At 70.7% G+C, this 25445-nt stretch carries 23 protein-coding genes, 1 pseudogene and 1 riboswitch; of the genes and pseudogenes, 8 read left to right on the plus strand and 16 right to left on the minus strand.

The genetic code is table 11. The features are described from left to right. Positions 1-7 precede the first annotated feature (7 nt). From ACGFNH_RS09385 to mnmA, 4 genes are all read right to left on the minus strand, one after another. Positions 8-1018, minus strand: a complete 1011-nt coding sequence (locus tag ACGFNH_RS09385) for a methionine synthase (RefSeq protein ID WP_393652909.1) — start codon at positions 1016-1018, stop codon at positions 8-10. 5 nt (positions 1019-1023) lie between these two features. After that, on the minus strand, positions 1024-1713 hold the full coding sequence (locus tag ACGFNH_RS09390; protein WP_393652449.1) for an SDR family oxidoreductase: 690 nt from the start codon (positions 1711-1713) through the stop codon (positions 1024-1026). 15 nt (positions 1714-1728) lie between these two features. After that, complete coding sequence (locus tag ACGFNH_RS09395) at positions 1729-2268, minus strand: TIGR00730 family Rossman fold protein (protein WP_393652450.1); 540 nt, start codon at positions 2266-2268, stop codon at positions 1729-1731. A 120-nt stretch (positions 2269-2388) separates the two neighbouring features. Next, positions 2389-3564: a tRNA 2-thiouridine(34) synthase MnmA gene (gene mnmA, locus ACGFNH_RS09400; protein ID WP_393652451.1), complete on the minus strand. Its 1176-nt coding sequence runs from the start codon at positions 3562-3564 to the stop codon at positions 2389-2391. 79 nt (positions 3565-3643) lie between these two features. Here mnmA and ACGFNH_RS09405 point away from each other — a divergent pair, with 79 nt between their 5' ends. Further along, a complete protein-coding gene (locus ACGFNH_RS09405; protein WP_393652452.1) occupies positions 3644-4345 on the plus strand; it encodes an N-acetylmuramoyl-L-alanine amidase in 702 nt (233 codons plus the stop codon). 94 nt (positions 4346-4439) lie between these two features. Here ACGFNH_RS09405 and ACGFNH_RS09410 read toward each other — a convergent pair whose 3' ends face one another. Then, positions 4440-5609, minus strand: a complete 1170-nt coding sequence (locus tag ACGFNH_RS09410) for a cysteine desulfurase family protein (protein ID WP_393652453.1) — start codon at positions 5607-5609, stop codon at positions 4440-4442. A 321-nt stretch (positions 5610-5930) separates the two neighbouring features. Then, a complete protein-coding gene (locus ACGFNH_RS09415) occupies positions 5931-6800 on the minus strand; it encodes a thioesterase family protein (protein WP_393652454.1) in 870 nt (289 codons plus the stop codon). Positions 6801-6907: 107 nt separating this feature from the next. On the opposite strand from ACGFNH_RS09415, the gene ACGFNH_RS09420 reads away from it, so the two are divergent. Continuing rightward, the gene (locus ACGFNH_RS09420; RefSeq protein WP_393652455.1) at positions 6908-7531 is read left to right on the plus strand and encodes a trimeric intracellular cation channel family protein; all 624 of its coding nucleotides are present in this window, start codon (positions 6908-6910) and stop codon (positions 7529-7531) included. A gap of 96 nt (positions 7532-7627) precedes the next feature. Here ACGFNH_RS09420 and ACGFNH_RS09425 read toward each other — a convergent pair whose 3' ends face one another. The 7 genes from ACGFNH_RS09425 to ACGFNH_RS09455 form a co-directional block, all read right to left on the minus strand. Next, a complete protein-coding gene (locus ACGFNH_RS09425) occupies positions 7628-8755 on the minus strand; it encodes an ABC transporter ATP-binding protein (RefSeq protein ID WP_393652910.1) in 1128 nt (375 codons plus the stop codon). A 226-nt stretch (positions 8756-8981) separates the two neighbouring features. Continuing rightward, positions 8982-10115, minus strand: a complete 1134-nt coding sequence (locus tag ACGFNH_RS09430) for an ABC transporter ATP-binding protein (protein WP_393652456.1) — start codon at positions 10113-10115, stop codon at positions 8982-8984. Then, entirely contained in the window at positions 10112-11110 is a 999-nt protein-coding gene (locus ACGFNH_RS09435; RefSeq protein ID WP_393652457.1) for an ABC transporter permease, read from the minus strand. The genes ACGFNH_RS09430 and ACGFNH_RS09435 overlap by 4 nt, the downstream gene beginning before the upstream one ends. A 119-nt stretch (positions 11111-11229) precedes the next feature. After that, entirely contained in the window at positions 11230-12996 is a 1767-nt protein-coding gene (locus ACGFNH_RS09440) for an ABC transporter substrate-binding protein (RefSeq protein ID WP_393652458.1), read from the minus strand. Between the two features lie 75 nt (positions 12997-13071). Continuing rightward, positions 13072-14070 (minus strand): ABC transporter permease, encoded by a 999-nt coding sequence (locus tag ACGFNH_RS09445; RefSeq protein ID WP_393652459.1) that lies wholly within the window; start codon positions 14068-14070, stop codon positions 13072-13074. Between the two features lie 400 nt (positions 14071-14470). Beyond that, on the minus strand, positions 14471-15274 hold the full coding sequence (locus ACGFNH_RS09450; protein ID WP_393652911.1) for an enhanced serine sensitivity protein SseB C-terminal domain-containing protein: 804 nt from the start codon (positions 15272-15274) through the stop codon (positions 14471-14473). 133 nt (positions 15275-15407) lie between these two features. Then, on the minus strand, positions 15408-16238 hold the full coding sequence (locus tag ACGFNH_RS09455; protein WP_393652912.1) for an enhanced serine sensitivity protein SseB: 831 nt from the start codon (positions 16236-16238) through the stop codon (positions 15408-15410). A gap of 237 nt (positions 16239-16475) precedes the next feature. Here ACGFNH_RS09455 and ACGFNH_RS09460 point away from each other — a divergent pair, with 237 nt between their 5' ends. Beyond that, entirely contained in the window at positions 16476-17252 is a 777-nt protein-coding gene (locus ACGFNH_RS09460; RefSeq protein WP_393652460.1) for a hypothetical protein, read from the plus strand. A gap of 88 nt (positions 17253-17340) precedes the next feature. Here ACGFNH_RS09460 and ACGFNH_RS09465 read toward each other — a convergent pair whose 3' ends face one another. Further along, positions 17341-18144, minus strand: a complete 804-nt coding sequence (locus tag ACGFNH_RS09465; RefSeq protein WP_393652461.1) for an AAA family ATPase — start codon at positions 18142-18144, stop codon at positions 17341-17343. Between the two features lie 156 nt (positions 18145-18300). After that, positions 18301-18407, plus strand: a riboswitch (glycine riboswitch). Positions 18408-18572: 165 nt separating this feature from the next. Here ACGFNH_RS09465 and gcvT point away from each other — a divergent pair. The 5 genes and pseudogenes from gcvT to ACGFNH_RS09490 all read left to right on the plus strand — a co-directional run. Then, entirely contained in the window at positions 18573-19694 is a 1122-nt protein-coding gene (gcvT, locus tag ACGFNH_RS09470; protein WP_393652462.1) for a glycine cleavage system aminomethyltransferase GcvT, read from the plus strand. Between the two features lie 103 nt (positions 19695-19797). Continuing rightward, positions 19798-20178 (plus strand): glycine cleavage system protein GcvH, encoded by a 381-nt coding sequence (gene gcvH / locus ACGFNH_RS09475; protein ID WP_393652463.1) that lies wholly within the window; start codon positions 19798-19800, stop codon positions 20176-20178. A 33-nt stretch (positions 20179-20211) separates the two neighbouring features. Next, on the plus strand, positions 20212-21477 hold the full coding sequence (gene glyA / locus ACGFNH_RS09480) for a serine hydroxymethyltransferase (RefSeq protein WP_393652913.1): 1266 nt from the start codon (positions 20212-20214) through the stop codon (positions 21475-21477). Between the two features lie 128 nt (positions 21478-21605). Continuing rightward, positions 21606-23003 (plus strand): L-serine ammonia-lyase, encoded by a 1398-nt coding sequence (locus tag ACGFNH_RS09485; RefSeq protein WP_393652464.1) that lies wholly within the window; start codon positions 21606-21608, stop codon positions 23001-23003. Positions 23004-23028: 25 nt separating this feature from the next. Beyond that, positions 23029-23257 (plus strand): annotated as a pseudogene (locus tag ACGFNH_RS09490) (hypothetical protein); the annotation flags it as partial. A gap of 192 nt (positions 23258-23449) precedes the next feature. Here ACGFNH_RS09490 and ACGFNH_RS09495 read toward each other — a convergent pair. Further along, complete coding sequence (locus ACGFNH_RS09495; RefSeq protein ID WP_393652465.1) at positions 23450-24016, minus strand: hypothetical protein; 567 nt, start codon at positions 24014-24016, stop codon at positions 23450-23452. A gap of 504 nt (positions 24017-24520) precedes the next feature. Further along, a complete protein-coding gene (locus ACGFNH_RS09500; protein ID WP_393652466.1) occupies positions 24521-25297 on the minus strand; it encodes a GNAT family N-acetyltransferase in 777 nt (258 codons plus the stop codon). Between the last annotated feature and the right edge of the window lie 148 nt (positions 25298-25445).

Here is a 25445-nt window from a genome sequence, read left to right on the forward strand (position 1 = left end):
CCTCCCGTTACTCAGGGTTGTCCGCGAGCCGTCTCGCGGCCCGGACGCAGTGGGCCAGCACCTTCCGGGCGTACGCCGGTGAGGCACCCGCGAGACCGCACGCCGGAGTGATCACCACGGACTCGGTGAGAGTCCCCGGTGACAGCCCCAGCCTGCGCCACAGCGTCCTGACACCCCCGACGCTACCGGCAGGGTCCGACAATGAGGTGTCCGTGCCGGGCACGATTCCGGCGAAGAGCGCGGTGCCGCCCTCGACCGTCTCGCCGATCTGCTCGTCCTCACGCTCCGTGAGGAGAGCCGCGTCGAACGAGATGCCCGTCGCACCCGCGCGCCGCAGCAGCGCGAACGGCACATCGGGCGCGCACGAGTGCACCACCACCGGGGCACCCCCGGCCGCGCCGAACGCCTCCCGCAGCGTGCCCTCGACCACGGCCCGGTCGACGGCGCGGTGCGTGCGATAGCCGCTGGCCGACTTCACATGGCCGCGCAGCACGGCGGTGAGCGACGGCTCGTCGAGCTGGAGCACGACCTCCGCACCGGGCACCCGGCGGCGCACCTCGTCGAGGTGGCCGCGCAGCCCCTCGGCCAGCGACCCCGCGAGGTCCCGGCAGGCACCCGGGTCTGACAGGACGGCTTCGCCGTTCCTCAGTTCCAGCGCGGCCGCGAGTGTCCAGGGCCCGACGGCCTGCACCTTCAGCGGGCCCGTGTACCCCTGGGTGAACTCCTCGAGCGCGTCGAGGTCCTCGCTCCGCCAGGACCAGGCGCGCCGGGTGTCGCGGCCCGGCCGGTCGCCGATGCGCCAGCCGCTCGGCTCCACGCGCGCGTACATCTCGACCAGCAGCCCGGCCGTGCGGCCGATCATGTCGGCGCCCGGTCCGCGGGCGGGCAGTTCGGGCAGATACGGGAAGGTCTCCAGCGCACCGGTGACGGTCTTCGCCGCCTCCCGCGCGTCCGTCCCCGGCATCGAGCCGATGCCCGTCGCGGCCGCGGGTCCCCAGGGGAAGCGCGGTGCGTCCACGCCGCTCACCGGCCGGGCCGTACGGAGAGGTCGGTGACCTCGGCGTCGCGGGGCAGATCGAGGGCGGCCAGAATCGTGACGGCGACGGACGCGGGGTCGATCCAGCGGGACTCGTCGTACATCCTGCCTTCCTGCCGGTGCACATCTGCCTGCATGGGCGTCGCCGTACGGCCCGGGTAGACCGAGGTGACGCGCACACCGGCGTCGTGCTCCTCCAGGCGGAGGGAGTCGGCCAGCGCCTTGAGGCCGTGCTTGGTCGCGGCGTACGCGCCCCACTCGGCATTGGCGCGGAGGCCCGCGCCGGAGTTCACGAAGACCACATGGCCGTGTGCGACGCGGAGTTGGGGCAGCAGCAGGCGGGTCAGCTCGGCGGGCGAGACGAGGTTGGCGGCGAGCTGCGCGTTCCAGCTCTTGGGGGTCATCTCCCCGATGGTTCCCAGCTCCACGACTCCGGCGATGTGCATCAGGGAGTCCAGCCGGTCGGGGAGTTCCTGGTGGCCGAACGCCCAGGACAGCTTCTCCGGGTGGGCCAGGTCGCCGACGACCGTACGGGCACCGGGAAATCGCTTCTGGAGCTCCTTGCCGCGGCCCGCGTCGCGCGCCAGCAGCCACAGCTCGTCACCGCGTTGGGCCAGCCGCTCGGTGACGGCCGCGCCGATGCCGGATCCCGCCCCGGTGATCAGATGTGCAGTCATGTCCCTCAGCTTGCCTCACCGCAGGCGCGCTGCTTCCTCCAGGTGCGCCAGAGCTCGCACCGGATCCTCGGCGAAGACGACGAGTTCGCTGAGCGGCAGGGGCAGGAAGCCTTCGTCCTCCATGCGCTGGAACTGCTGTTCCAGACCGTCGTAGAAGCCCGCGGTGTTGAGCAGCAGGACCGGCTTTTCATGGATGCGGTGCTTCTTCAGCTCCAGGATCTCTGTCGCCTCGTCGAGCGTGCCGGTGCCGCCCACCATGATCACGACTGCGTCGGCGCGTGCCAGCATCTCCGCCTTGCGCTCGGCGAGGTCCTTGGTGATCACCATCTCGTCCGTGCCGGTACGGGCCACGTGGGACAGGAACTCCACCGAGACCCCGGCCAGCCGGCCGCCCGCCTTCTGCACCCCGTCGGCCACGACCTTCATCAGACCGACGTCCGAGCCACCCCAGACGAGCGTGTGCCCGGCCCTGCCGAGCAGCTCGGCGAACTCGCGGGCGGGGCGCGTGTAGCGCTCGTCGAGGTCGGCCGCGGAGCAGAAGACGCAGATGTTCATGCCCGCCACTCTACGAGCGCTCTGCCGTGCGCCCCCGGCCCGCGGAGGCCCGGGGCATGAGGCGTGAGGCGTGAGGCGTGAGGCGTGAGGCGTCACGCGTCAGGCGTCAGGCGTGAGGCGTCAGGAGGACGAGGGCACGGCCGGCCGGGCACGCTCCGTCGTCGCGATCGTCGCCGAGCCCACGACGCGCGAGCCGTCGTACAGGACGATCGCCTGGCCGGGGGCCACACCGCGGACGGGCTCGGCGAAGGCGACCCGCAACTCCCCGTCGGCGAACTCGGCGCTCACCTCGGTCTCCCCGCCATGGGCACGGAGCTGCGCGGTGTACGTGCCGGGGCCGGTGGGAGGCGTACCGCACCAGCGCGGCTTGATCCCGGTGAGGGCGGTGACGTCGAGGGCCTCGGAGGGGCCGACGGTGACGGTGTTGTCCACCGGCGAGATGTCCAGGACGTAGCGCGGCTTGCCGTCGGGCGCGGGGACACCGAGCCGCAGGCCCTTGCGCTGGCCGATGGTGTAGCCGTACGCGCCGGTGTGGGTGCCGACCTTGCTGCCGTCCTCGTCGAGGATGTCGCCGTCGGAGGTGCCGAGGTGCCGGGAGAGGAAGCCCTGGGTGTCGCCGTCGGCGATGAAGCAGATGTCGTGGCTGTCCGGCTTCTTGGCCACGGCCAGGCCCCGGGCCTCGGCCTCCGCGCGGATCTCGTCCTTGGTGGTGCGGGTGTCGCCGAGGGGGAACATGGCGTGGGCCAGCTGCCGCTCGTCCAGGACGCCGAGGACGTACGACTGGTCCTTGGCCATGTCGGTGGCGCGGTGCAGCTCGCGGCTGCCGTCCTCGCGCAGGACCACGGTCGCGTAGTGGCCGGTGCACACGGCGTCGAAGCCGAGGGCGAGCGCCTTGTCCAGCAGCGCCGCGAACTTGATCTTCTCGTTGCAGCGCAGACAGGGGTTGGGGGTACGGCCCGCGGCGTACTCGGCGACGAAGTCCTCGACGACGTCCTGGCGGAACCGGTCGGCGAGGTCCCAGACGTAGAAGGGGATGCCGATCACGTCGGCGGCACGGCGGGCGTCGCGGGAGTCCTCGATCGTGCAGCAGCCGCGGGCCCCGGTCCTGAAGGACTGGGGATTGGCGGAGAGCGCGAGGTGCACACCGGTCACATCGTGGCCCGCTTCGGCGGCGCGGGCCGCGGCGACGGCGGAGTCGACGCCGCCGGACATGGCGGCGAGCACGCGGAGGCGGCGGCCGTCGCGGGGACCCGCGGGCGCGGCCGGGCTGGGCTGGGGGACGGGAGAGGCGTTCATAGCGTCTCCAGGGTAAGGGGAACCGCGCGGGACCCCGAAGGCGTTATGTAGCGGAGGACCGCGCACATGAAGGGGGCGGATGGACGAGCAGGCCCGCGGGGAGACCCGCGCGGAGCGCCGCACCGGCAGCGGCACACCGCGCCGTGCCGGGCTGAGCCGTCGCGCCCTGATCGCCGGCGGAGCCGCCGCGGCCCTCGGCACGGCCGGGGTGCTGGGCTCGGAGCAGCTCTCCCGCTTCTGGTGGCGGATCCCCGGCAACGACAAGCCGCGCAAGGAGGGCGAGCTCGACCACCGCGGCGCCCAGTGGATCGCCGCTTCCACGGCGAACTGGCGCATGGCCGACCGGCCGGACGACTACGCGATCGACCGTGTGGTGATCCATGTCGTCGAGGGCAGCTATCCGATCGCGCTCAAGGTCTTCCGGGATCCGGAGCACGGCGCGGCCACCCACTACGTCGTGCGCAAGGACGGGCACATAGCGCAGATGATCCGCGAGCTGGACGTCGCGTACCACGCGGGGAACCGGGGGTTCAACGAGCGCAGCATCGGGATCGAGCACGAGGGCTTCGTGGACCGTCCCGGCTCGTTCACCGACGCGATGTACCGCTCCTCCGCGCGGCTGACCGCCGGGATATGCGCGCGGTACGCGATACCCGTCGACCGCGCGCACATCGTCGGGCATGTGGAGGTGCCCGGCACCGACCACACCGACCCCGGGCCCCACTGGGACTGGGACCGCTACATCAAGCTCGTCCGGGAAGCGAGTCGCCGGGCGGCGTAGCCCCCGCGACACCTCGACATCTCGGCGCAGGCACCCCCCGACGCCGCTACGAGAGCCCCGCCGTGCGCCGCTACGAGAGCCCCGCCGTGCGCCGCTAAGAGAGCCCTGCGGTGCGCGCCCGCTCGACCGCAGGACCGATCGCCGCCGCCACCGCGTCCACGTCCTCGGCCGTGGAGGTGTGCCCGAAGGAGAAGCGGAGGGTTCCGCGGGCCAGCTCCGGGTCCGTCCCCGTGGCGAGCAGGACGTGGCTGGGCTGGGCTACACCGGCGGTGCAGGCCGAGCCAGTGGAGCACTCGATGCCCTGGGCGTCCAGAAGCAGCAGCAGCGAGTCGCCCTCGCAGCCGGGGAAGGAGAAGTGCGCGTTGGCGGGCAGCCTTCCCGCAGGGTCCGGGTCCCCTCCGAGGACGGCGTCCGGGACCGCCGTGCGCACCGCGGTGATCAGCTTGTCGCGCAGCGCGCCGATCTCCCGCGCGAAGGCGGCGTGATGTCCGGCGGCGTGCTCGGCGGCGGCCGCGAAGGCGGCGACGGCCGGTACGTCGAGCGTCCCGGACCGTACGTGCCGCTCCTGCCCTCCGCCGTGGAGCAGGGGTACGGGCGTCTCCTCGCGGCGCAGCAACAGCGCCCCGATGCCGTACGGGCCGCCGATCTTGTGGCCGCTGACCGTCATCGCGGCGAGGCCCGATCCGGCGAAGTCGACGTCGAGCTGTCCGAAGGCCTGGACGGCGTCCGCGTGCAGCGGGATCCCGAACTCGGCGGCCACAGCGGCGAGTTCGCGGACCGGCATGACGGTGCCGATCTCGTTGTTCGCCCACATCACGGTCGCGAGCGCGACGTCCGAGGGGTCGCGGGCGATGGCCTCGCGCAGGTCGCCGGGGTGGACGCGGCCGTAGGAGTCGACGGGCAGGTACTCCACGCGCGCGCCCTCGTGCTCGGAGAGCCAGTCGACGGCGTCGAGCACGGCATGGTGTTCGACCGGGCTCGCCAGGACGCGCGTACGCCGCGGATCGGTGGCTCTGCGGGCCCAGTAGAGCCCCTTGACCGCGAGGTTGTCGGACTCCGTGCCGCCCGCGGTGAACACCACCTCGCTGGGCCGGGCGCCGAGCGCGGCGGCGAGGGTTTCCCGCGACTCCTCGACCGTACGGCGTGCCCGCCGGCCGGCGGCGTGCAGCGAGGAGGCGTTCCCGGTGACGGCGAGCTGGGCGGTCATCGCCCGCACCGCCTCGGGGAGCATCGGGGTGGTGGCGGCGTGGTCGAGGTAGGCCATGATGCCCACGATTCTACGAGCGGGGCCGGGGCCCTTCCCCCGCGCGTCCTCGAAGGCGCGGGGACGGGCGTGCGGCTGCCCCCGAGGCGTCCGGCCGCGGAAGCGGCGGGACCTGCCCGGGCACGGGGCATGGAGGAGCCGGCCGCCGCCGGTCGCGACGGCCCGGCCGAAGATCCAGCGGACCGGGGTGCGGGGAGGCCGGAGACCTCAGGGCCTCCGTACCGGAGTGCGGAGCACCGGGGCTTTCAGGCCCCCGGTCGGCGCGAGACAGGCCGGAGAGCCCGGTGACCCCGGGAACCCGGGTCAGGGAGCTCCGCGGCCTCAGATGAGCAACGCCCGTGCGAGCTGGCGGGATTGGGCCACCAGCCGGTCCTCGCTGTCCCAGACCTCGGCGTCCTCCTCCAGGAACCCGCCTGCCATGTTCCGGGTGGTGATGGAGACCCGCAGCGGACCGGGCGCGGGCCGGTGGCGTACGTGGGTGGTCAGTTCGACGGTGGGCACCCAGCCGACATGGCCGAGTTCGAATGCCGTGGGCGGCAGGGCGTCGACGGCGAGCAGCAGGGACAGCGGGTCGGCGTCGCGGCCGTCGGCGAGACCGAACCAGGCACGCATCTCGCCCCGCCCCGACGGCTGCCCGACGGCCCAGCCCGCGGTGGCCGGGTCGAGCCGGATGTCGAGGCGGTCGGTGATGGCCGAACTGCCGGGGAAGGGGGAGGCTGCCGGAGCGGCCGCGTTCTGCCCGTTCCGCGGCCCGAGGCAGTGCTCGTACGGGGGGATGGCCGGGGGCTTGGCCGAGGTGCGGATGTCGTCGGGGAGGGCGGCGAGGTCGCCGTAGTGCGCGGTGACGCGGATGCGCTCGACCTCGGCGCCGGTCTCGTCCCGCTGGACCAGGGACGCCTGGCCGGTGGACATGGTCCGGCCCGTCCGCACGGTCTCGGTACGGATCTCGGCGGGTCCGGGCCGGGACGCGGTGAGGTAGTGCGCGGTGATCGTGAAGGGGTCGGGGTGCGGGAGGGTCTCACCCAGGGCACGGCCGAGCATCGCCAGCAGGTAGCCGCCGTTGACGGCCCGGATGATGGTCCAGCCTTCGGACAGCTCGGCGTCGTAGATGCCGGATGCGCGCCGCGTGACGGCGGTGTCGCGATCGAACTCGCTGTCGCCGATGGTTGCCTGTGTCGTGCACTGTGCCATGGGCTGCACGCTACACCGTTTTGTTACTGACGGGTAGCTCGGGCCTCGGCTGAGATGATGCGCCGGTGCTCCGGCGGCCGGCGCACGGATCCGACCTGGGAACGATCATGCTGCACATGCTGTACCTGGTGGGCGTCTCCGCCTTCGCGGCGAGCGGGGTGCTGGCCGCCCACCGCGCCAATATGGATCCCTTCGGCGGCCTGGCCCTGGCCTTCGCCGCCTCCATCTCCGGTGGCACGCTGCGGGATCTGATGCTCGACCGGCATCCGCTGTACTGGACGCACGACTGGGTCCTGCTCACCGTCATCGCCGCCGTCGGCGGCGCCACGATCGTCTACCTCCGCTTCTGGTCGCTGCCCGAGCGCTCACTGCTGCTCGTCGACGCGCTCGGCCTCTCCGTCGTCACGGTGATCGGCGCCCAGGCGGCCATCGACTCGGGCGTCACACCGCTCGCCGTGATCATCTTCGGGGTCATCACCGGGGTCACGGGCGAAGTGGTGCGCGACGTGCTGTGCGGGGAGTTCCCGCCGCTGCTGCTCCGCGAGGACGTGTACGCGACGGCCGCGGCCGCCGGAGCCGGCGCGTATCTCGCCCTCGACGCGGCCGGTGTGGACGCGACGACGGCCACCGCACTGTCGGCCGCCCTGGTCTTCGCGCTGCGCCTGGCGGCCGTGTACTTCGGGGTGCACCTGCCCCGGCCGCAGGACAACCGGCCCGGGGCGGACGCGTAATGCCGCAGGCCCACACACCCCAGGGGCGCATGGGCCTGTGAACTCCGGCCGACGGACGGCCGGTTGGCGAGCGGCCCTGGTGGCGGGCCGACCGCCCTAGCCGTTCTTCGTGATGACTTCGGCCACCTCGGCCGCACCCGGAAGCGGCGCGTCCCCGGGCGCCTGGTCCGGCGCGTTCTCCGGGTGGTGGCAGGCCACCTGATGCCCCGCCCGCATGGCCACGAGCGGCGGCTCCTTCTTCGTGCACACCTCTGTCGCCTTCCAGCAACGGGTGTGGAAACGACAGCCGGACGGCGGCTGTATCGGCGACGGGACGTCACCCTGCAGCAGGATCCGGTCGCGCTTGGCACGCCGCCTGGGGTCGGGCACCGGCACCGCGGAGAGCAGCGCGCGGGTGTACGGGTGCATCGGAGTCTCGTACAGCGACTTGCGGTCGGTGAGTTCCACGAGCTTGCCGAGGTACATGACCGCGATCCGGTCCGAGACGTGCCGGATCACCGAGAGGTCGTGGGCGATGATCACGTACGTCAGGCCCATCTCGTCCTGGAGGTCGTCCAGCAGGTTGACCACCTGCGCCTGGATCGACACGTCCAGCGCGGACACCGGCTCGTCCGCCACGACCAGCTTCGGCTTGAGCGCCAGCGCCCGCGCGATGCCGATGCGCTGCCGCTGGCCGCCGGAGAACTCGTGCGGATAGCGGTTGTAGTGCTCGGGGTTGAGGCCGACGACCTCCAGCAGACGCTGGACCTCGCGCTTGACGCCGCCCTCCGGCCGCACGCCCTGCAGCTTGAACGGGGCACTGACGATCGCGCCGACCGTGTGCCGCGGATTCAGCGACGAGTACGGGTCCTGGAAGATCATCTGGACGTCGCGGCGCAGCGGCCGCATCCGGCCCGTGCCCAGGTGGGTGATGTCCTGGCCCTCGAACTCGATCGTCCCGGCGCTCGGTTCGAGCAGGCGCGTGATGAGACGGCCCATGGTGGACTTGCCGCAGCCGGACTCGCCGACGACGCCGAGGGTCTCGCCCGCCCGCACGTCGAAGTCGATGCCGTCGACCGCCTTCACCGCGCCCACCTGGCGCTTGAGGATGCCCTTGGTGATCGGGAAGTGCTTCGTCAGCCCCGTCACCCTGAGCAGCGTCTCACCGGGCCGTGGGTCCGGTGAGGTCGCCGTCGTGGCCACGGCTTCCGAGTCGGCCGCGCCGGCCTGTCCGGGGATCGTCATCGGCTCGTCCTCGCTCACAGCACCCTCCTCATCGCTTCTCCGCCCACTCGGCGCAGAGGTGCTGCCATCGTCGTCTCCCCCACAGCCTTCGGCGTGGGCAGTACCCCCGGCCGGCCGGCGGCCTCGCGTGCGTCGCTCACAGCACCCTCCTGATCACTTCTCCGCCCACTCGGCGCAGAGGTGCTGCCATCGTCGATCTGCCGGCCGGCGGCCTCGCGTGCGTCGCTCACAATTTCGGCGCAATCTCTTCGGTCCAGATCCGCTCCCGGTCCTCCTGCGCCATATGACAGGCGGAGAAGTGCCCGACGGCCACCTCGCGCAGCTCGGGCCGTTCGGTGCGGGTGACGCCGCCCTTGGGCACGTCCGCGTACGGGCAGCGGGGGTTGAACGCGCAGCCACTCGGGACGTTGATCAGGCTGGGCGGGGAGCCCTTGACCGGGATCAGGCGCTCGGTACGGTCGCGGTCGATGCGCGGCATGGAGCCGAGCAGGCCCCAGGTGTACGGGTGCTGGGGCTCGTAGAAGACCTTCTCCGCCGTGCCGCGCTCGACGCAGCGGCCGCCGTACATCACCAGGATCTGGTCGGCCAGCTCGGCGACCACGCCCAGGTCGTGGGTGATGATGATGACCGCGGAGCCGAACTCCTTCTGGAGATCCCGGATGAGGTCGAGGATCTGCGCCTGGACGGTGACGTCCAGGGCCGTGGTCGGCTCGTCGGCGATGAGCAGCTCGGGGTTGTTGACCAGCGACATGGCGATCATCGCGCGCTGCCGCATACCGCCGGAGAACTCGTGCGGGTAGCTGTCCACCCGCTGGTCCGGCTGCGGGATGCCGACGCGGTCGAGCATCTCGACCGCGCGCTTGCGGGCCGTCTTCTTGTCGACGTCGTGGTGGATCCGGTAGGCCTCCACGATCTGCTTCCCGATGGTGAAGTACGGGTGCAGGGCGGACAGCGGGTCCTGGAAGATCATGGACATCTCGCGGCCGCGCAGCTTGCGCACCTCGTCCGCGGGCGCGGTCAGCAGTTCCTGCCCGTCGAGCCAGATCTCGCCGGATATCTGCGTCTTCCGGCGGCCGTACTGGCCGACCCGGTGCAGGCCCATGATGCCCAGTGAGGTGACGGACTTGCCGGACCCGGACTCCCCGACGATGCCGAGCGTCTTGCCCTTCTCCAGCGAGAAGGAGAGCCCGTCGACGGCCTTCACCAGGCCGTCCTCGGTCGGGAAGTGCACCTTGAGATCGCGGACTTCGAGGAAGGCCGAGGACGGCGGAGCCGCCCCCGCGGCCACCGGCTCGCCCACGGCACCCGGCTTCGTCACCTGGGTTCCGGGGGTGTCCTCCGGGACGGATGCAGCGGTCATGCGAGCCTCACTCGGGGGTCGATCACGCCGTAGAGCACGTCCACAACGAGGTTGGCGACGACGACGGCACTGGCGGTGATCAGCGTGACACCGAGGACCAGCGGCAGGTCGCGCTCGCCGATCGCCTTGAGCACGGCCTGGCCGAGGCCCGGCAGGCTGAAGGTCGTCTCGGTCAGGATCGCGCCACCGATCAGGGCACCCAGGTCGACGCCGAGCAGCGTGATGATGGGGGTCATGGCGGAGCGCATGGCGTGCCTGCGGATGACGACCGGTTCCCGCAGGCCCTTGGCTCGGGCGGTGCGGATGTAGTCCTCCCCCATCACTTCCAGCATGGTGGCCCGGGTGAGACGGGCGTACATCGCTCCGAAGAGGAACGCGAGCGTCACCCAGGGGAGGATCATGCCGCTGATCCAGTCGCCGAAGTTCTCCTCGATCGGGGTGTACTCGTTGCTGACCCAGCCGAGGCCGTAGGAGAAGACCGCCAGCGAGACCAGGCCGGTGAAGTAGATCGGCAGCGAGACGCCGCCGAGCGCGACGACCATGGCGCCCCGGTCCCAGATGGAACCGCGCTTGAGCGCCGAGACGATGCCCGCGCACAGGCCGATCAGCAGCCAGATGACGGCGGCACCGGCGGCCAGTTGCATGGTCACCGGGAGACGGTCGGCGAGGACCGGCCAGATGGCCTGCTCGGTCTTGAAGGAGTATCCGAAACAGGGCGCCGAGCAGTGGATGGTGTCGCCGCCACCGGCGTAGTCGCGGCCGACGAGGATGCCTTTGAAGAACTCGAAGAGCTGGACCAGGATCGGGTCGCCCAGGCCGAGCTTCTCCCGGATGCCCTCCAGGGCCGCCGCGTCGGACTGCTTGCCGACGTACATGGTGGCCGGGTCGACACCCGTCCACTTCGGAATCAGGAAGAAGATGCTGAAGACCGCCAGCATGATGACGATCAGCATCACGGCGGCGGCGAACAGCCGCCTGATGATGTAAGTGAGCACTGCTCTCGGGCCCCTGGCGGGCCCGGTGAACTCCCGGAGGTCGTCCGGGAGTTCACCGGGCCGCCATCGCGGCCTTCACCTGCCCTTCGTGCCTAGCGGCGGGTGCGCCGGCGATCGGTTTACTTGACGCCCAGCGACGTGAAGTCGTACTGACCGCTGAACGCGAAGGTCGAGTAGACGTTGGTCAGCCGCGGGGAGCGCCAGTTGATGATCTTCTCGAAGACGAACGGCAGGTAGTAGCCGCCCTCCATGACCTGCTTGTTGATGTCGGAGGCGAGCTGCTCCCGCTTGGTGTCGTCCAGCTCCGCGACGAACGAGTCGAACTTCTGGTCGATCGACTTGTCCTCGATCATGGCGAAGTTGTTGTTGCCGTTCGGCAGGATGTAGCTGCTGTCCCACAGCGGCATGCCGAAGCCCTGGACGGTCGGGAAGTCGGGACCCCAGCCCATGATGATGATGCCGTAGTTCTTCTTCTTCACGACCTCGGGGTTACCGATGATGCCGCTGGTCTGGGCGCCGTCGTACTGGTCGACCTCGACGTCCACGCCGATCTTCTTCAGCGACGCCTGGAGCGACTCGGCGGTGGCCACCTCGACGTCCTTGTTGTTGCGGACGGCGATGGTGGTCTTGAAGCCGTTCGGCTTGCCGCAGGCCTTCAGCTCTTCCTTGGCCTTGGCGATGTCGGCCTTGCCGCCGTTCTTCGCCGTGCCGTACGGGTCGTAGCTCGGGTCGGAACCGGGCACCACCGGCGGGAGCATGTTGGTGCCGATGTCACCACCGGCCAGCGGGCCACCGCGGGCGTTCTGCAGCGACTTGTGGTCGGCACCGTAGATCACGGCCTTGCGGCAGTGGATGTTGTCGAACGGCTTGACCGTCTGCGGGAACGCCGCGTAGCGGACGTAGCCCATGACCGGGTTGTCCAGGCTCTCCTTGTGCTGCTTGAGCGCCTTGGTGCGGCCGGCGGGCGACATACCCGTCTGGTTGAGGTCGAGGTCGTAGTCACCGGAGATCAGACGGTTGTCCATCTCGTCGGCGTTGGTGAGCAGCGTGACCGTGACCTTGTCCGGCAGTGCCTTGCGGACGTCGTCCGAGGACTGCTTCCACTCGGGGTTGCGGACCAGGGTGAGGTTCTTGTTCGGCGTGTACGACTCGAACTTGTACGGGCCGGACGAGAACGGCTTCAGGCCGTACTTGGACTTGGTGTCCTTGTCCTGGCGGACGGGCGAGGCGAAGGGCAGCGCCAGGATCTCCTCGAAGTCGCTGTTGGCCTTCGGGAGCTTGAAGACGACGGTCTTCGCGTCCGGCGTCTCGATGGCCTTCAGGCCCAGCTTGTCCTTGGACTTGTCCTTGTACGGGCCCTTGTACTTGCCGTCCGGGTCCAGGATGTCCTTGAGGTAGACCGGCCCGCCGGACAGCACGTCCTGCGCCCACTGGCGCTCGATGCCGTACTTGATGTCCTGGGCGGTGATCGGCTTGCCGTCCTCCCAGGTGACGTCGTCCTTGAGCTGGTACGTGTAGGTCTTGCCGCCGTCGGTGATCTTCGCCTTGCTCTTGGCGAGGTCCGGCTTCAGCTCCAGGCCCTTCTCGCCCGGAGCCGTGTCGGAGGTGACCAGCTGACGGCTGTAGTAGCGCATGAAGTTCCATGCGAAGCCGTAGTAGCCGCGGGTGGTGTCCCAGGAGTCGGCGTCCTGCACGCCGATGAACTTCAGCGTGCCGCCCTTCTTCTCGGACGCGCTGGCGACCTTCTCGACGCCCGCGTTGAAGCCGGCCCCCTTGCTGTCGCTGTCGCTGCCGCCACCGCCACAGGCCGTGGTGGAGACCAGGGCCGCGACCGCCACGGCCGACATGGCGGCCAGTCTGCGCCTCGATGTGCGTTGGGTTGTCACGATCTCGGATCCTCCGTGTGTGTCACGGCCCGCACGGCTGCGCAGGGCCCAGGGGGTCTGGCTAAGTGGGGGGAGTCAGCGGGTTCCCTTGGGATCGAGGGCGTCGCGCACGCCGTCGCCGAAGAGATTGAACGAAAGGACGGTGACGAAGATGGCCACGCCCGGGATCACCATGAACATCGGGTCGGAGTCGTAGTAGCGCACCGCGGTGGAGAGCATGTTTCCCCAGGACGCGGTCGGTGGCTTGACGCCCACACCGAGGAAGCCGAGCGCGGCCTCGGTGAGGATGTTGGTCGGGATCATCAGCGTCGTGTAGACGGTGATGGGCGCGATGAGGTTGGGGAGCAGTTCCTTGAAGAGGATGTAGCGCTGCCCGGCGCCGAGGCTGCGGGCCGCCTCCACGTACTCGCGTTCGCGCAGGGACAGGGTCTGGCCGCGGACGATGCGGCCGATGTACGGCCAGCCGAAGAACCCGATGACCAGGATCATCACCAGCAGGCGCACGCCGGTGCCCTCCAGGCCCAGCAGCTGGACGGGCATCACGGAGATGAGCGAGATGATGAACAGGAGCTGGGGGAAGGCCAGCAGCATGTCCATCACGCGGCTGATCACCGCGTCGACCCAGCCGCCGAAGTAGCCCGCCAGAATGCCGAGGACCGTGCCGAAGACCACCGCGACCATGGCCGAGAGGAAGCCGACCAGCAGCGAGATGCGGGCGCCGAAGACGACCCGGCTGAAGACGTCGCGGCCGTTGACCGGCTCGATGCCGAGCAGGTGCTCGGAGCTGATGCCGCCCCAGGACCCCGTGGGGGTGCCGAACAGCGGGTCGATCAGGTCCTCGTGATGCTCATTCGGATCATGGCCGAGAACGCTCGTGATAAGCGGTGCGAAGACCGCGACCAGGATCAGGAGAAGCACCATCGCACCACCGGCGAGCGCCAGTTTGTCCCGCTTCAGCCGGTTCCAGGCGATACGGCCCAGCGAACGGCCCTCGACGGCCTTCTTGGTGACGTCAGCGGCAACACCGGCCTCGTCGCCCTTGACCGGGACCGTGTCGTGCATAGGTGCCGTCATCGTGGTGGGGACCCCTCTCGACCGGCGGTGGCCGGCCAGCGCCTGCCGCTGTAGCGGCCTTGATCTTCACATCGCACAAAGGGCCGATGGCCCGGCGAACGTGAGTCTTCATCGCGTTTGCGATCAGGGGCCAGTCCTCCTTGGGAAAGGATGCGCAACTGTGATGTGGCCTGGAAGCCTCCGGATTCCGGACGATCAGGGCTGCTCAGCGGATCATCGAGCCGCACACAACAGGCGCGAAACGGGCGGGCAAAACGGCCCGGACGCCCATCATTTGGCAAAGGCGAACGCGCTTGGACCCTTCACGGGGCAAGACCGGGCGTCCAGTTGTCCGGATGACGGACAGCGATGTCGAGGACTGAGCAGCCGTTCAGTAGGCGCGCTCAAACTGAGTGGCGGTTCAGTAGGCGTGCGGAGCGGGTCCCCACCCCTGGGGCGCCGCGTTCCCGCGCGCCGGACCCGGCGGCGGGTAGCCGTAGCCGGAGGCAGGGGAAACGGGAGCAGCGGGACCCTGCGCACCGTGCGCGTCCCGGTCGTAGAACGGGCGGGCGAAGCTCCGGAGCCACATCGCCACCGGGTCGTACTCGTCCGTCATCGCCACCGTCGACACCGGCAGCCCCTCGGGGACCGCACCCACCGACTGCTGCATCATCGCCCGCGCGGACTCCACGGCCTGCGGGCTCGCGTCGTAAAGATCCAGGCCGATCGCCAGATACGGCGCACCGAGCGCGGGCTGCACCCAGGCACGGCGCAGGGAACGCACCGCGGGCGCGTGATGGGCGTTCTGCGTCAAAAGCGCATAGAACTGGGCAATTTCAATGGTCGGTTCCGACAGCCGCAGCGGTCCGGCCGGAAGCTGGTCGAGTCCGACCGAGATCCGGCGCAGATCGGCCCACGGGATCCCGACGCCGCCGCCCGGAGCGTGCGGGTTGAGCCAGAGACCCCAGTGCTCGGGGTAGAGGGACGCGGCGACGTCGTAGCCCGAGACCACCTCATGAGCGCGGTTCCAGCCGCTGACCGCCAGTTCGTGGGAGGAGGTGACGCAGGGCGCGTAGCCCAGTCCGTCCACCTCCATGTTTCCGTACTGGGCGTCCGGCGATCCCGGCGAGCCCTTCCAGAGGAGCATCCACACCTGGCCGTCGGCGAGGGCGCGCAGCAGCGCCTCGTAGGCGTCGTACCGCCCGGGCGTCACCTGCCCCAGCATCTGCTCCACGGCCCCCGCCGCAGCCGTGCCGCCTCCCGCACTCACCGACTATCCGCCCTTTCTCCTCGGCACAGCGCGGCCCGCACCGGCCTGTCGCGTGCACCCCTCGTTCATCCAACCAGCTTACGGAGGTCTACGCGGTGTGGAACGGGCGTACCCGCTCCAGCATCCAGTCGACGACCGGATCCTGGGCGACGTCCAGCAGCACGAGTTGCACGGGCCAGGGCACCGGAACGGATCCCAGCGCCCGGCCGAGGGCGCTGAGCACCACGTCCCGGTCCTGCGGTTCCCAGCGCAGGAGTTCGACGCCGATGAAGAGCGCGGGGGCGTCGCCCTCGACACTGGCCAGCGCCCGGCGGGCGGTACGGACGAGACCGGTGACGGCGAACTCCCCCGCGGCGGCGCCGAGGAAGTCGCCCGGCTCCTCCTGCCAGTCCGGCTCGAACAGCCGCACCCGGCCTCCGGACGGCCCCCCGGCCCCGTACTCGGTCACCGGCATGTCCAGCGCGGAACGGCCGGTGCGACAGAGCTCGGCCACGGCGGGAGGAGGCAGCGGGACACCCACCGCGCCGCCGGGGTTGACCGCGATGCCGAGCTGCGGCGGAAGGCCGCGCGCGAACTCGCGGGCCGGGGCGACGGTGAAGGACATATGGGCGCCGGCGACCTGGAGGAACTGCTGCTCCGAGCTGAACACCGGGACGTACGCGGCGCCCCCGATCTCGACGGTGGGCAGGTCGAGGTTCCGGCTCTCGCGGCTGCCGCCTTCCGGCAGCGGCACCCAGACGTGACTGCGGCCCAGCATCTCGACGATGCGCGCGCCCGCGCCCGGCACCCCGACGGAGGCGGCGAGCGTCTCCTCCAGCGCGTTGCACGGAAAGCCCGCGACATGCCCGGGCGCGGCGGGGTGCGTGCCGTCGGCCGGCACTCCGTCGGAAGGAAGGGAGTAGCCGTGCTGCTCCGTCATGTTCACCGGGCCCATCCACTGTCTCGTACGAATCGCCCACGCACCCTAACGGCTGCACTTGCGCTTCTTCCCGGGGGCTGCTCGAAACCATGGGATAAGCCCAGGTCATCGGTGACGACTGGCACGCGCAGGTGTTGCGCCGGTTGCGTCGCTCTGCGTAACAGCCGAGTTGCACACCGTGCCACGGCTCCTGACGGTGGGATCAAGGCCGACCAACACCCGAAGGGAGCACTCCCCATGCATATGTCCCGGAAGAGCGGCGTCCTCGTCGCGTCCGCTGTGTGCGGCGTACTAGTGATCGGAACCGGTGCCGCCGTCGCCGTCACCGACACCGACACGCGGGCCACGTCCCGCACCGCGCCCGAGCGGAAGGCATCCGACGCCCCTCTGCCCGGCGCCGACAACCTGCTCGGACAGGCGAAGCTGCTCGGCGACATGGGCAGCATCACCCGTCCCGTCAACGATCTCGTACAGGCGGTGCTTCAGGCCCCCGAAGGCAAGCTGCCGGTCGCCGAGGCCACCAGCCGCGTGGAGGAGATCAAGCAGGCGCTCGCCTCGGTGACGCAGACCCCCGCACAGCCCTCCACCCAGCCCGCCCCCGGCCAGGACCCGGCCGTCCTCCCGGCCTACGACCTGCCCGGTCCCGCCGCACGGGCAAAGCGCGCCGGGGACCCGGGCCAGGACCTCAAGGCCAAGGCCGTCGCCGATCTGCAGAGCCGCCTCGACACCCTGCTCCAGGCCCTGTCGGCCGGCGACCCCAACACCATCGCCCCCGCCGTGCAGAACCTCCTCACCGGAACGGTCAACGTGGTGACCAGCGTCATGGTCGGCGGCGGTCTGCCCGCGGCGAACCTCGACGGCCTGCCCCGGCTGCCCCAACTCCCGGGCGTCCCGCAGCTCCCGGCCTCCCCCGACGCCTCCGAGGTGCCGGCGTCACCCGAGGTGCCGGGCGCCTCGCAGCCCTCGTCCTCCTCGGACGGCATCAACCTTCCCGCCGTCTGGCCCGCGCGCTGACGCGGACGACGCGACGCACGACGGGAAGGTCCCCGCGGAAGCCGCGGAGGGCGGTCCCGGCAACCGGACTGCGCGCAAAGGCGCCCGGCTACTCGAAGCCGACGCGCCGCACCGCGCTCGCCGACCTACGGTCCAGCAGCACGGCCGAGGCGCAGCCGTCCGGCAGCCGCCCGCCCTCCGCGTCCGCGACCAGACGCCCCACGGCGCGGCGGTGGCGGGCGAAGGCGTAGTGCGAGACCCCGCGTCCGCGCGTGGCCTGCCCCTCCAGAGCGACCCCCGGCGGGACGTCCATCAACGCGATGTGGAGCGACCGGCCGCGGCGCCGCGCATCGTGCGCCAGCCAGCGGCGCACCCAGGCGAGCGTCCCGCAGTCGTGGACGACGACGCTGTCGCCCGAGCGGAGGGCGCTGTGCAGACCGGCGTAGTGGGCCATCCGCACCAGCGGGCGGTACAGCGCATACGGGAGGAGGCCGCGCACCACGCGCTGCCACCGGTCGCGTACGTCCTGGGAGTCCACCCGCCGCACCCTCCGGCCGCGCTGGTCCAGGCCCGCGGCGGTGCGCTTGATCAAGGTGCTCTTGCCGCTGCCCGGCAGCCCGGAGACGACGAGCACGTCACCTGCCGGGTAACGGAGTTCACCGGTGGGCTCGGGCACGGGCCGTGTTCCGGCCCCGACTCCGAGCAGCTCGGCCGCGCTCCCGCGCAGATCGGTCACTGCCCCCCTGCGGGCGGGGCGGACCGGCGCGGGGACCGCGCGAGGCGGGACCGTCTCCTCCCGGCCCGGCCGTGCCGCCCCGGGCACGACCCGGGTACGGGCCTCGCCGGATGCGCCGGGCGGGGCACTCCCCGGTGCCGCCCCGGCCGAAGTCGCGTACGCACTGTCCCTGTGCACCGTGATCGTCCTCCCCGTTCGGTCCGGTCACTGCGCCCCTCCGGAGCAGAGTGTCAAGAAACGGTAATGCGGTACAAGCTCGATACCTCGCCACCGGCCCGCCCGAACATCGGACAGTCGTGCAATGATGGCCGCGCCAATTCCATACCGGCCGTTCGATCCCGCGCGGGAGAGTCCCCGGACCGGCAGTCGTGCCGGGCGCCGGGGCGCCGAAGGAGCAAGTCCTCCCTTGAATCTCTCAGGCCCCGTACCGCGCGGATTAGGCACATCTGAAAAGCGGACCGCCGTCGGCGGTCCCACCCAAGGTGCAAGCCGTAGCCCTGATGCGTGACCGGGGTCGTGGCGAACCTCTCAGGTTCCGATGACAGATGGGGAGGCTGTGTTCCCTACGACGTCAGCCTCGCCACCCCTGCCCGGGAGCCTGAAACATGACCGATTCCTCACGCCGTACCGCCCTCGACGCGCTGCACCGCGCGCTCGGCGCCACGATGACCGACTTCGCCGGCTGGGACATGCCGCTGCGCTACGGCAGTGAGCGCGACGAGCACCTCGCCGTCCGCACCCGCGCCGGCCTCTTCGACCTCTCCCACATGGGCGAGATCACCCTGACCGGTCCGCAGGCCGCCGACGCGCTGGACCACGCGCTGGTCGGCAACATCGGCAAGCTGGCCGTCGGCCGCGCCCGCTACACCATGATCTGCAACGCCGAGGGCGGCATCCTGGACGACCTGATCGTCTACCGCCTTCAGGACGAGCGGTTCATGGTCGTCGCCAACGCCTCCAACGCCCAGGTCGTCCTGGACGCGCTGACCGAGCGCGCTTCAGGGTTCGACACCGAGGTGCGCGACGACCGCGAGGCGTACGCCCTCATCGCCGTCCAGGGCCCGGAGTCCCCCGGCATCCTGAAGTCGCTCACCGACGCCGACCTCGACGGGCTCAAGTACTACGCGGGCCTGCCCGGCACCGTCGCCGGCGTGCAGGCGCTGATCGCCCGCACCGGCTACACCGGCGAGGACGGCTTCGAGCTCTTCGTCGCACCCGAGGACGCCGAGACCGTCTGGCAGGCCCTGACGGAGGCGGGCGAGCCGGCCGGCCTGGTGCCGTGCGGCCTCTCCTGCCGGGACACCCTCCGCCTGGAGGCGGGCATGCCGCTGTACGGGCACGAGCTGACCACCTCCACCACGCCCTTCGACGCGGGTCTGGGCCGGGTCGTGAAGTTCGAGAAGGCCGGCGACTTCGTCGGGCGTACGGCGCTGGAGGCCGCGGCGAAGCGCGCCGAGTCCAGCCCGCCGCGCAAGCTCGTGGGCCTGATCGCCGAGGGCCGCCGCGTGCCGCGGGCGGGCTATGCCGTGGTGACGGCCGGCGACGGCACCGTGATCGGCGAGGTCACCTCGGGGGCGCCCTCCCCCACCCTCGGGAAGCCGGTCGCCATCGCGTACGTGGACGCCGGGCACGCCGAGCCGGGCACGGCGGGCGTCGCGGTGGACATCCGCGGCAGCCAGGAGGAGTACGAGGTCGTCGCCCTCCCCTTCTACAAGCGGCAGCGCTGACCCCGTAACGCCCCGTCCATTCGGGCGTCGGATTGCGTCACGCCCGTCCCACCTGTCAAGACCGCGAACCGAGCACGCCCCCCGATCCAGGAGAATTCAGATCATGAGCAACCCCCAGCAGCTTCGTTACAGCAAGGAGCACGAGTGGCTCACCGCGGCCGACGAGGACGGGGTGTCCACCGTGGGCATCACCTCGCACGCCGCCGACGCGCTCGGTGACGTGGTCTTCGTCCAGCTCCCGGAGGTCGGCGACACCGTCACCGCGGGCGAATCCTGCGGCGAGCTGGAGTCGACCAAGTCCGTGAGCGACCTCTACGCACCGGTCACCGGGGAGATCTCGGCGATCAACCAGGACGTCGTGGACGACCCGGCGCTGGTGAACTCCGCCCCCTTCGAGGGCGGCTGGCTGTTCAAGGTGAAGGTGAGCGACGAGCCCGCCGACCTGCTCTCCGCCGACGAATACACCGCCTTCACCGGCAACTGAACCCACGCCCGCACCATCCTGATGGGGATCACGATGTCGCTTCTCAACCAGTCCCTGCACGAGCTCGACCCGGACGTCGCCGCCGCCGTCGACGCGGAGCTCCACCGTCAGCAGTCCACCCTCGAGATGATCGCCTCGGAGAACTTCGCCCCGGTCGCCGTCCTCGAGGCCCAGGGCTCGGTTCTCACCAACAAGTACGCCGAGGGCTATCCCGGCCGCCGCTACTACGGCGGCTGCGAGCACGTCGATGTGATCGAGCGGCTCGCCATCGAGCGGATCAAGGCGCTGTTCGGCGCCGAGCACGCGAACGTCCAGCCGCACTCGGGTGCGCAGGCGAACGCGGCCGCGATGTTCGCGCTGCTCTCCCCCGGTGACACGATCCTGGGCCTGAACCTCGCCCACGGCGGGCATCTGACCCACGGAATGAAGATCAACTTCTCCGGCAAGCTCTACACCGTGGCGGCCTACCACGTCGACGAGCAGACCGGACAGGTCGACATGGACCAGGTCGAGCGCCTCGCCAAGGAGCACCGGCCGAAGCTGATCATCGCGGGCTGGTCCGCCTATCCGCGGCAGCTCGACTTCGCGGCCTTCCGGCGGATCGCGGACGAGGTCGGCGCCTACCTCATGGTGGACATGGCGCACTTCGCGGGCCTGGTCGCCGCGGGGCTGCACCCGAACCCCGTACCGCACGCCCACATCGTCACGACCACCACCCACAAGACACTGGGCGGTCCGCGCGGTGGTGTGATCCTCTCCACGGCCGAGCTGGCCAAGAAGATCAACTCGGCGGTCTTCCCCGGTCAGCAGGGCGGCCCGCTGGAGCATGTGATCGCGGCGAAGGCGGTGTCCTTCAAGGTCGCGGCGACCGAGGAGTTCAAGGAGCGCCAGGAGCGCACACTGGAGGGCGCGAGGCTCCTCGCGGAGCGGCTCTCGCACACGGACGTCGCGGAGGTGGGCGTATCGGTCCTGTCCGGCGGCACGGATGTGCACCTGGTCCTGGTGGATCTGCGTAATTCCGAGCTGGACGGGCAGCAGGCCGAAGACCGGCTCCACGAGGTCGGCATCACCGTCAACCGCAACGCCATCCCGAACGACCCGCGGCCGCCGATGGTGACCTCGGGCCTGCGGATCGGCACTCCGGCACTCGCCACGCGCGGGTTCCGGACCGAGGACTTCACCGAGGTCGCGGACATCATCGCCGAGGCGCTGAAGCCGTCGTACGACGCGGAGGGGCTCAAGGCGCGGGTGACCGCGCTGGCGGAGAAGCACCCGCTGTACCCGAACCTCGCGAAGTAACAGACAACAGCACAGACAGCACCACCGGCCGGTCCGCACGGTTGACCGGCCGGCAGACAGCGGGGGCGCCGGTCCCGGCGCCCCCGCCACCACCAGCACGCCCCACGAGCACGCAAGGGAGCCCGCCCGTGGCCATCTCGGTCTTCGACCTCTTCTCCATCGGAATAGGGCCTTCCAGTTCTCACACGGTGGGTCCGATGCGCGCGGCCCGCATGTTCGTGGGCCGCCTGAAGAAGGACGGCCTGCTGACGCAGACGGCCGCCGTACGGGCCGAGCTCTTCGGCTCGCTGGGCGCGACCGGCCATGGGCACGGCACGCCGAAGGCCGTCCTGCTCGGCCTGGAGGGACACTCCCCGCGCACGGTCGACGTGGCGAGCGCCGACGACGAGGTGGAACGCATCCGCACCACCAAGCGGCTCCGCCTGCTCGGTGACGAGATCGGCTCCGCCCACGAGATCGACTTCGACGAGGGATCGCAGCTCGTCCTGCACCGCCGCCGCTCCCTGCCGTACCACGCCAACGGCATGACCCTCTTCGCGTACGACTCCGAGGGCCTGCCGCTGCTGGAGAAGACCTACTACTCGGTGGGCGGCGGCTTCGTCGTCGACGAGGACGCGGTCGGCGAGGACCGGATCAAGCTCGACGACACCGTGCTCAAGTACCCCTTCCGCACGGGCGACGAGCTGATGCGCCTCTCCCAGGAGACCGGCCTGTCCATCTCCGCGCTGATGCTGGAGAACGAGAAGGCGTGGCGCACGGAGGAGGAGATCCGCGAGGGCCTGCTGGAGATCTGGTCCGTGATGCAGTCCTGCGTGGCGCGCGGCCTCTCGCAGGAGGGCATCCTCCCCGGCGGCCTGAAAGTCCGCCGCCGCGCGGCCAACTCGGCCCGCCAGCTCCGCGCCGAGGGCGACCCGGCGGCACGGGCCATGGAGTGGGTGACGCTCTACGCGATGGCGGTCAACGAGGAGAACGCGGCGGGCGGCCGCGTCGTGACCGCCCCGACGAACGGCGCGGCCGGCATCATCCCGGCGGTGCTGCACTACTACGTCAACTTCGTGCCGGGCGCCGGGACGGCGAAGGACGAGCAGGACGGCGTGATCCGCTTCCTCCTCGCCGCGGGAGCGATCGGCATGCTCTTCAAGGAGAACGCCTCCATTTCCGGCGCAGAGGTCGGCTGCCAGGGCGAGGTCGGCTCGGCCTGCTCGATGGCGGCCGGCGGCCTGGCGGAGGTCCTCGGCGGCTCGGTCGAACAGGTCGAGAACGCCGCCGAGATCGGCATGGAGCACAACCTGGGCCTGACCTGCGACCCGGTCGGCGGCCTGGTCCAGATCCCGTGCATCGAGCGCAACGGCATGGCCGCGGTCAAGGCGATCACCGCGGCCCGTATGGCCCTGCGCGGCGACGGCCGCCACCATGTGTCGCTCGACAAGGTCATCAAGACGATGAAGGAGACGGGCGCGGACATGAAGGTCAAGTACAAGGAAACCGCCCGCGGAGGGCTCGCGGTGAACGTCATCGAGTGCTGAGAAGCAGCACCTGATCAGGGGTGTTGCCGGTGACGCGCTCAACCGGTACTGGAGCGAGCACGGCGACGCCGATACCCCTGGCGGGGGCCGTCTACCGTGACCTGCAGGAGGCCGCCGGACCGTCTGCGGCGCCGCACGAGGCGTACGTCGCTCTCGCCGTCGACATGAAGGCCGCCCGACGGTTGGTCAACCAGGGCGGTGGCGGGCTCACCGGGGCGTTCTCCGTGCTGGCCCGGCTCACCTCCACCTTCGACCTACGTGTGGGGCCGGACCGGATTCTCCGGTCCGGCCCCACACATGCTTGCGCTCTTGCCCACAGACGAAACACCGGGAAACACGAGGGTCTACTGGGTTGTGAATCCGGGCAGCTCGTATCAGCAGGGCCAGGGTGGGGACGCCACGCAGGGGACCTGCGCCTGGAGCGCTATCCGCTCAGGCGGCCTGGTCTACCGGTACACCGAACCGAGGTTCGTGGAGCGGTCCGCGGCGGCACACTGGTTTGTGTTCCGTGACCCGGATCCGGTCAGTTCCAGGTTGTTGAGGTTGCCGCAGCTGTTGTTCTGCCGGCCGTCCTGCGCGGTGTTCTGTTCAAGAACGTTGACCATGCTGGTGGCGGACTGGCCACTTCCGGAACCGCCGCCTGCACGCGCTCCACGACCCTTCTCGACGGCCAGTTCGCTCAAGGAGACATCGCGATCCGTGCAGTGCCCCTCCACACGGCCACCGGTGAGGGTGAGATCCGACTCGTCGAGATTCATGCAGTTGTTGTTCTGCTGCCCGCGCTGCGCCGTGTTCTGCTGAATGAGAGAGGTGACTGCGCTACCTCCCGCAGCATCGGCCTCCCCGCGATACACGCGGGAGAACTTGCGCACGGACCCGTCGGCGGTCACATATCGGCCGCGGAGCCGCCCCCCGGTGACCGTTACCGCCTCATCGTCATTGTTCGCGTGCGAGCAGTTGTTGTTTTGCCGCCCCGACTGCGCTGTGTTCTGTTGGAATGCCTCGGCTCCCAAAGCGGAGCCCCCCCGTCGCGGTCGCCTGGGGGCCATCCGCGAACGCGGCGCCCGCGCCGAGCGTCGCGAACCCGCTGACCGCCAGAACCACCAACGTGGCTGTCGCGACTCTTTGCACCTTCACCAATTCCTCCCGGGGCGGACACCGACTCCTTGAGATCTGCCCAACGTCGCTCCATCTGGCCGGATACGGCGGGTCCCATGCCCCCCAAAATGGCCGCCCAGGGCCTTGATGGCGGGTGTGGGCAGCTCCTCGCGACTTCCCCCGCCTCCATTTCCTGCACCCTGCGCTGGCGCGACTCGGAGGCGCCGACGAGCGAACTCGAAACACGACAGCGGAAGCCGGTCACGGTGCAGCTGGTACTCCGAGCAGCGACCAACGGTCTACGGTCGCCCCTCGGCCCCCCTGGTTTGTCGACGGCGCCCCGTCCGATCGCAAGCGGGCGCCCACATCTCCCGAACGCGCGATGTGGACACCGCGGTGAAGGGCCGGGCTGTTGCCGCTCAGGCGCCGTGCACGTACGGCGTCGTGGTGGTCAGTGGGACGAAGCCGAGGCGCTGGAGGATGGGGCGGCTGTCGTCCGAGGCGTCGACCTGGAGGTAGCGGTATCCGCGCGCCGCGGCGATACGGACCCGGTGGGCGACGAGTGCGCGGTAGATGCCCCGGCCCCGCCAGGCGGGCAGCGTGCCGCCGCCCCAGAGGCCGGCGAAGTCCGTACCCGCGTACAGCTCCATGCGCGCCGAGCACACCGGCACCTCGCCCGCCATCGCGACCACGATGCTCACCGCGTCCGGGGCGTGGGCGAGTTGATCCAGGAGCTGCCGGCGGAGAAAGGCATGGCTCATGCCGAACACCGCCTCGTGCACCCCGACGACGAGGTCCACGCCCGCCGCGTCCGTCACCGTGGACAGCCGGATTCCCGGCGGCGGTTCGGCGTCGGTGCGCAGACCGGCGGTCTCGGCGACCATCAACGTCTCCTCGGGCTCGGGCACGAAGCCCGCCGCCCGCAGGCGGGCGCCGAGGTCGCGCGGGCCGTCGTGGCCGTACAGCTTCCACTCGAACTCGCGCCCCAGCGAGGTGAAGTACCGCACCTGCGCGGCGATTTCGGCGTCCGCCGTCGCCTCGTCCAGGCCGGACCAGAGGACCGCGCTCCAATCGCCGTCGGCGCCCACCCGCCGTACGACCGCCCCCGAGCGCTCCACGCGGGCGTCCGGCCCGTCGGGGCGTGCGTCCCGGCGCATCTGTCGGTCGAAGCGGGCCAGTACCTGATCGCGATCCATGCGGTCATTCCAGCGCCGGACGGAATGCCGCGGCAACCGAATTCCGTACCGGTCCGCCGCAGGTCACGACCGCACCGGTCGCCACCGGCTCACGACCGCACCGGTCGCCACCGGCTCACGGTCGGATCGGTCGCCACCGGCTCATCGG

This window comes from Streptomyces sp. NPDC048639, from assembly GCF_043199075.1.
Lineage (GTDB): Bacteria > Actinomycetota > Actinomycetes > Streptomycetales > Streptomycetaceae > Streptomyces.

What these genes read in the sequence shown, in the direction of transcription:
- ACGFNH_RS09390 (WP_393652449.1), bottom strand. Translation starts at nt 1,713, where the DNA reads ATGACTGCACATCTGATCACCGGGGCGGGATCCGGCATCGGCGCGGCC.
- ACGFNH_RS09395 (WP_393652450.1), bottom strand. Translation starts at nt 2,268, where the DNA reads ATGAACATCTGCGTCTTCTGCTCCGCGGCCGACCTCGACGAGCGCTAC.
- mnmA (WP_393652451.1), bottom strand. Translation starts at nt 3,564, where the DNA reads ATGAACGCCTCTCCCGTCCCCCAGCCCAGCCCGGCCGCGCCCGCGGGT.
- ACGFNH_RS09405 (WP_393652452.1), top strand. Translation starts at nt 3,644, where the DNA reads ATGGACGAGCAGGCCCGCGGGGAGACCCGCGCGGAGCGCCGCACCGGC.
- ACGFNH_RS09410 (WP_393652453.1), bottom strand. Translation starts at nt 5,609, where the DNA reads ATGGCCTACCTCGACCACGCCGCCACCACCCCGATGCTCCCCGAGGCG.
- ACGFNH_RS09415 (WP_393652454.1), bottom strand. Translation starts at nt 6,800, where the DNA reads ATGGCACAGTGCACGACACAGGCAACCATCGGCGACAGCGAGTTCGAT.
- ACGFNH_RS09420 (WP_393652455.1), top strand. Translation starts at nt 6,908, where the DNA reads ATGCTGCACATGCTGTACCTGGTGGGCGTCTCCGCCTTCGCGGCGAGC.
- ACGFNH_RS09425 (WP_393652910.1), bottom strand. Translation starts at nt 8,755, where the DNA reads ATGACGATCCCCGGACAGGCCGGCGCGGCCGACTCGGAAGCCGTGGCC.
- ACGFNH_RS09430 (WP_393652456.1), bottom strand. Translation starts at nt 10,115, where the DNA reads ATGACCGCTGCATCCGTCCCGGAGGACACCCCCGGAACCCAGGTGACG.
- ACGFNH_RS09445 (WP_393652459.1), bottom strand. Translation starts at nt 14,070, where the DNA reads ATGACGGCACCTATGCACGACACGGTCCCGGTCAAGGGCGACGAGGCC.
- ACGFNH_RS09450 (WP_393652911.1), bottom strand. Translation starts at nt 15,274, where the DNA reads ATGCTGGGGCAGGTGACGCCCGGGCGGTACGACGCCTACGAGGCGCTG.
- ACGFNH_RS09455 (WP_393652912.1), bottom strand. Translation starts at nt 16,238, where the DNA reads ATGACGGAGCAGCACGGCTACTCCCTTCCTTCCGACGGAGTGCCGGCC.
- ACGFNH_RS09460 (WP_393652460.1), top strand. Translation starts at nt 16,476, where the DNA reads ATGCATATGTCCCGGAAGAGCGGCGTCCTCGTCGCGTCCGCTGTGTGC.
- gcvT (WP_393652462.1), top strand. Translation starts at nt 18,573, where the DNA reads ATGACCGATTCCTCACGCCGTACCGCCCTCGACGCGCTGCACCGCGCG.
- gcvH (WP_393652463.1), top strand. Translation starts at nt 19,798, where the DNA reads ATGAGCAACCCCCAGCAGCTTCGTTACAGCAAGGAGCACGAGTGGCTC.
- glyA (WP_393652913.1), top strand. Translation starts at nt 20,212, where the DNA reads ATGTCGCTTCTCAACCAGTCCCTGCACGAGCTCGACCCGGACGTCGCC.
- ACGFNH_RS09500 (WP_393652466.1), bottom strand. Translation starts at nt 25,297, where the DNA reads ATGGATCGCGATCAGGTACTGGCCCGCTTCGACCGACAGATGCGCCGG.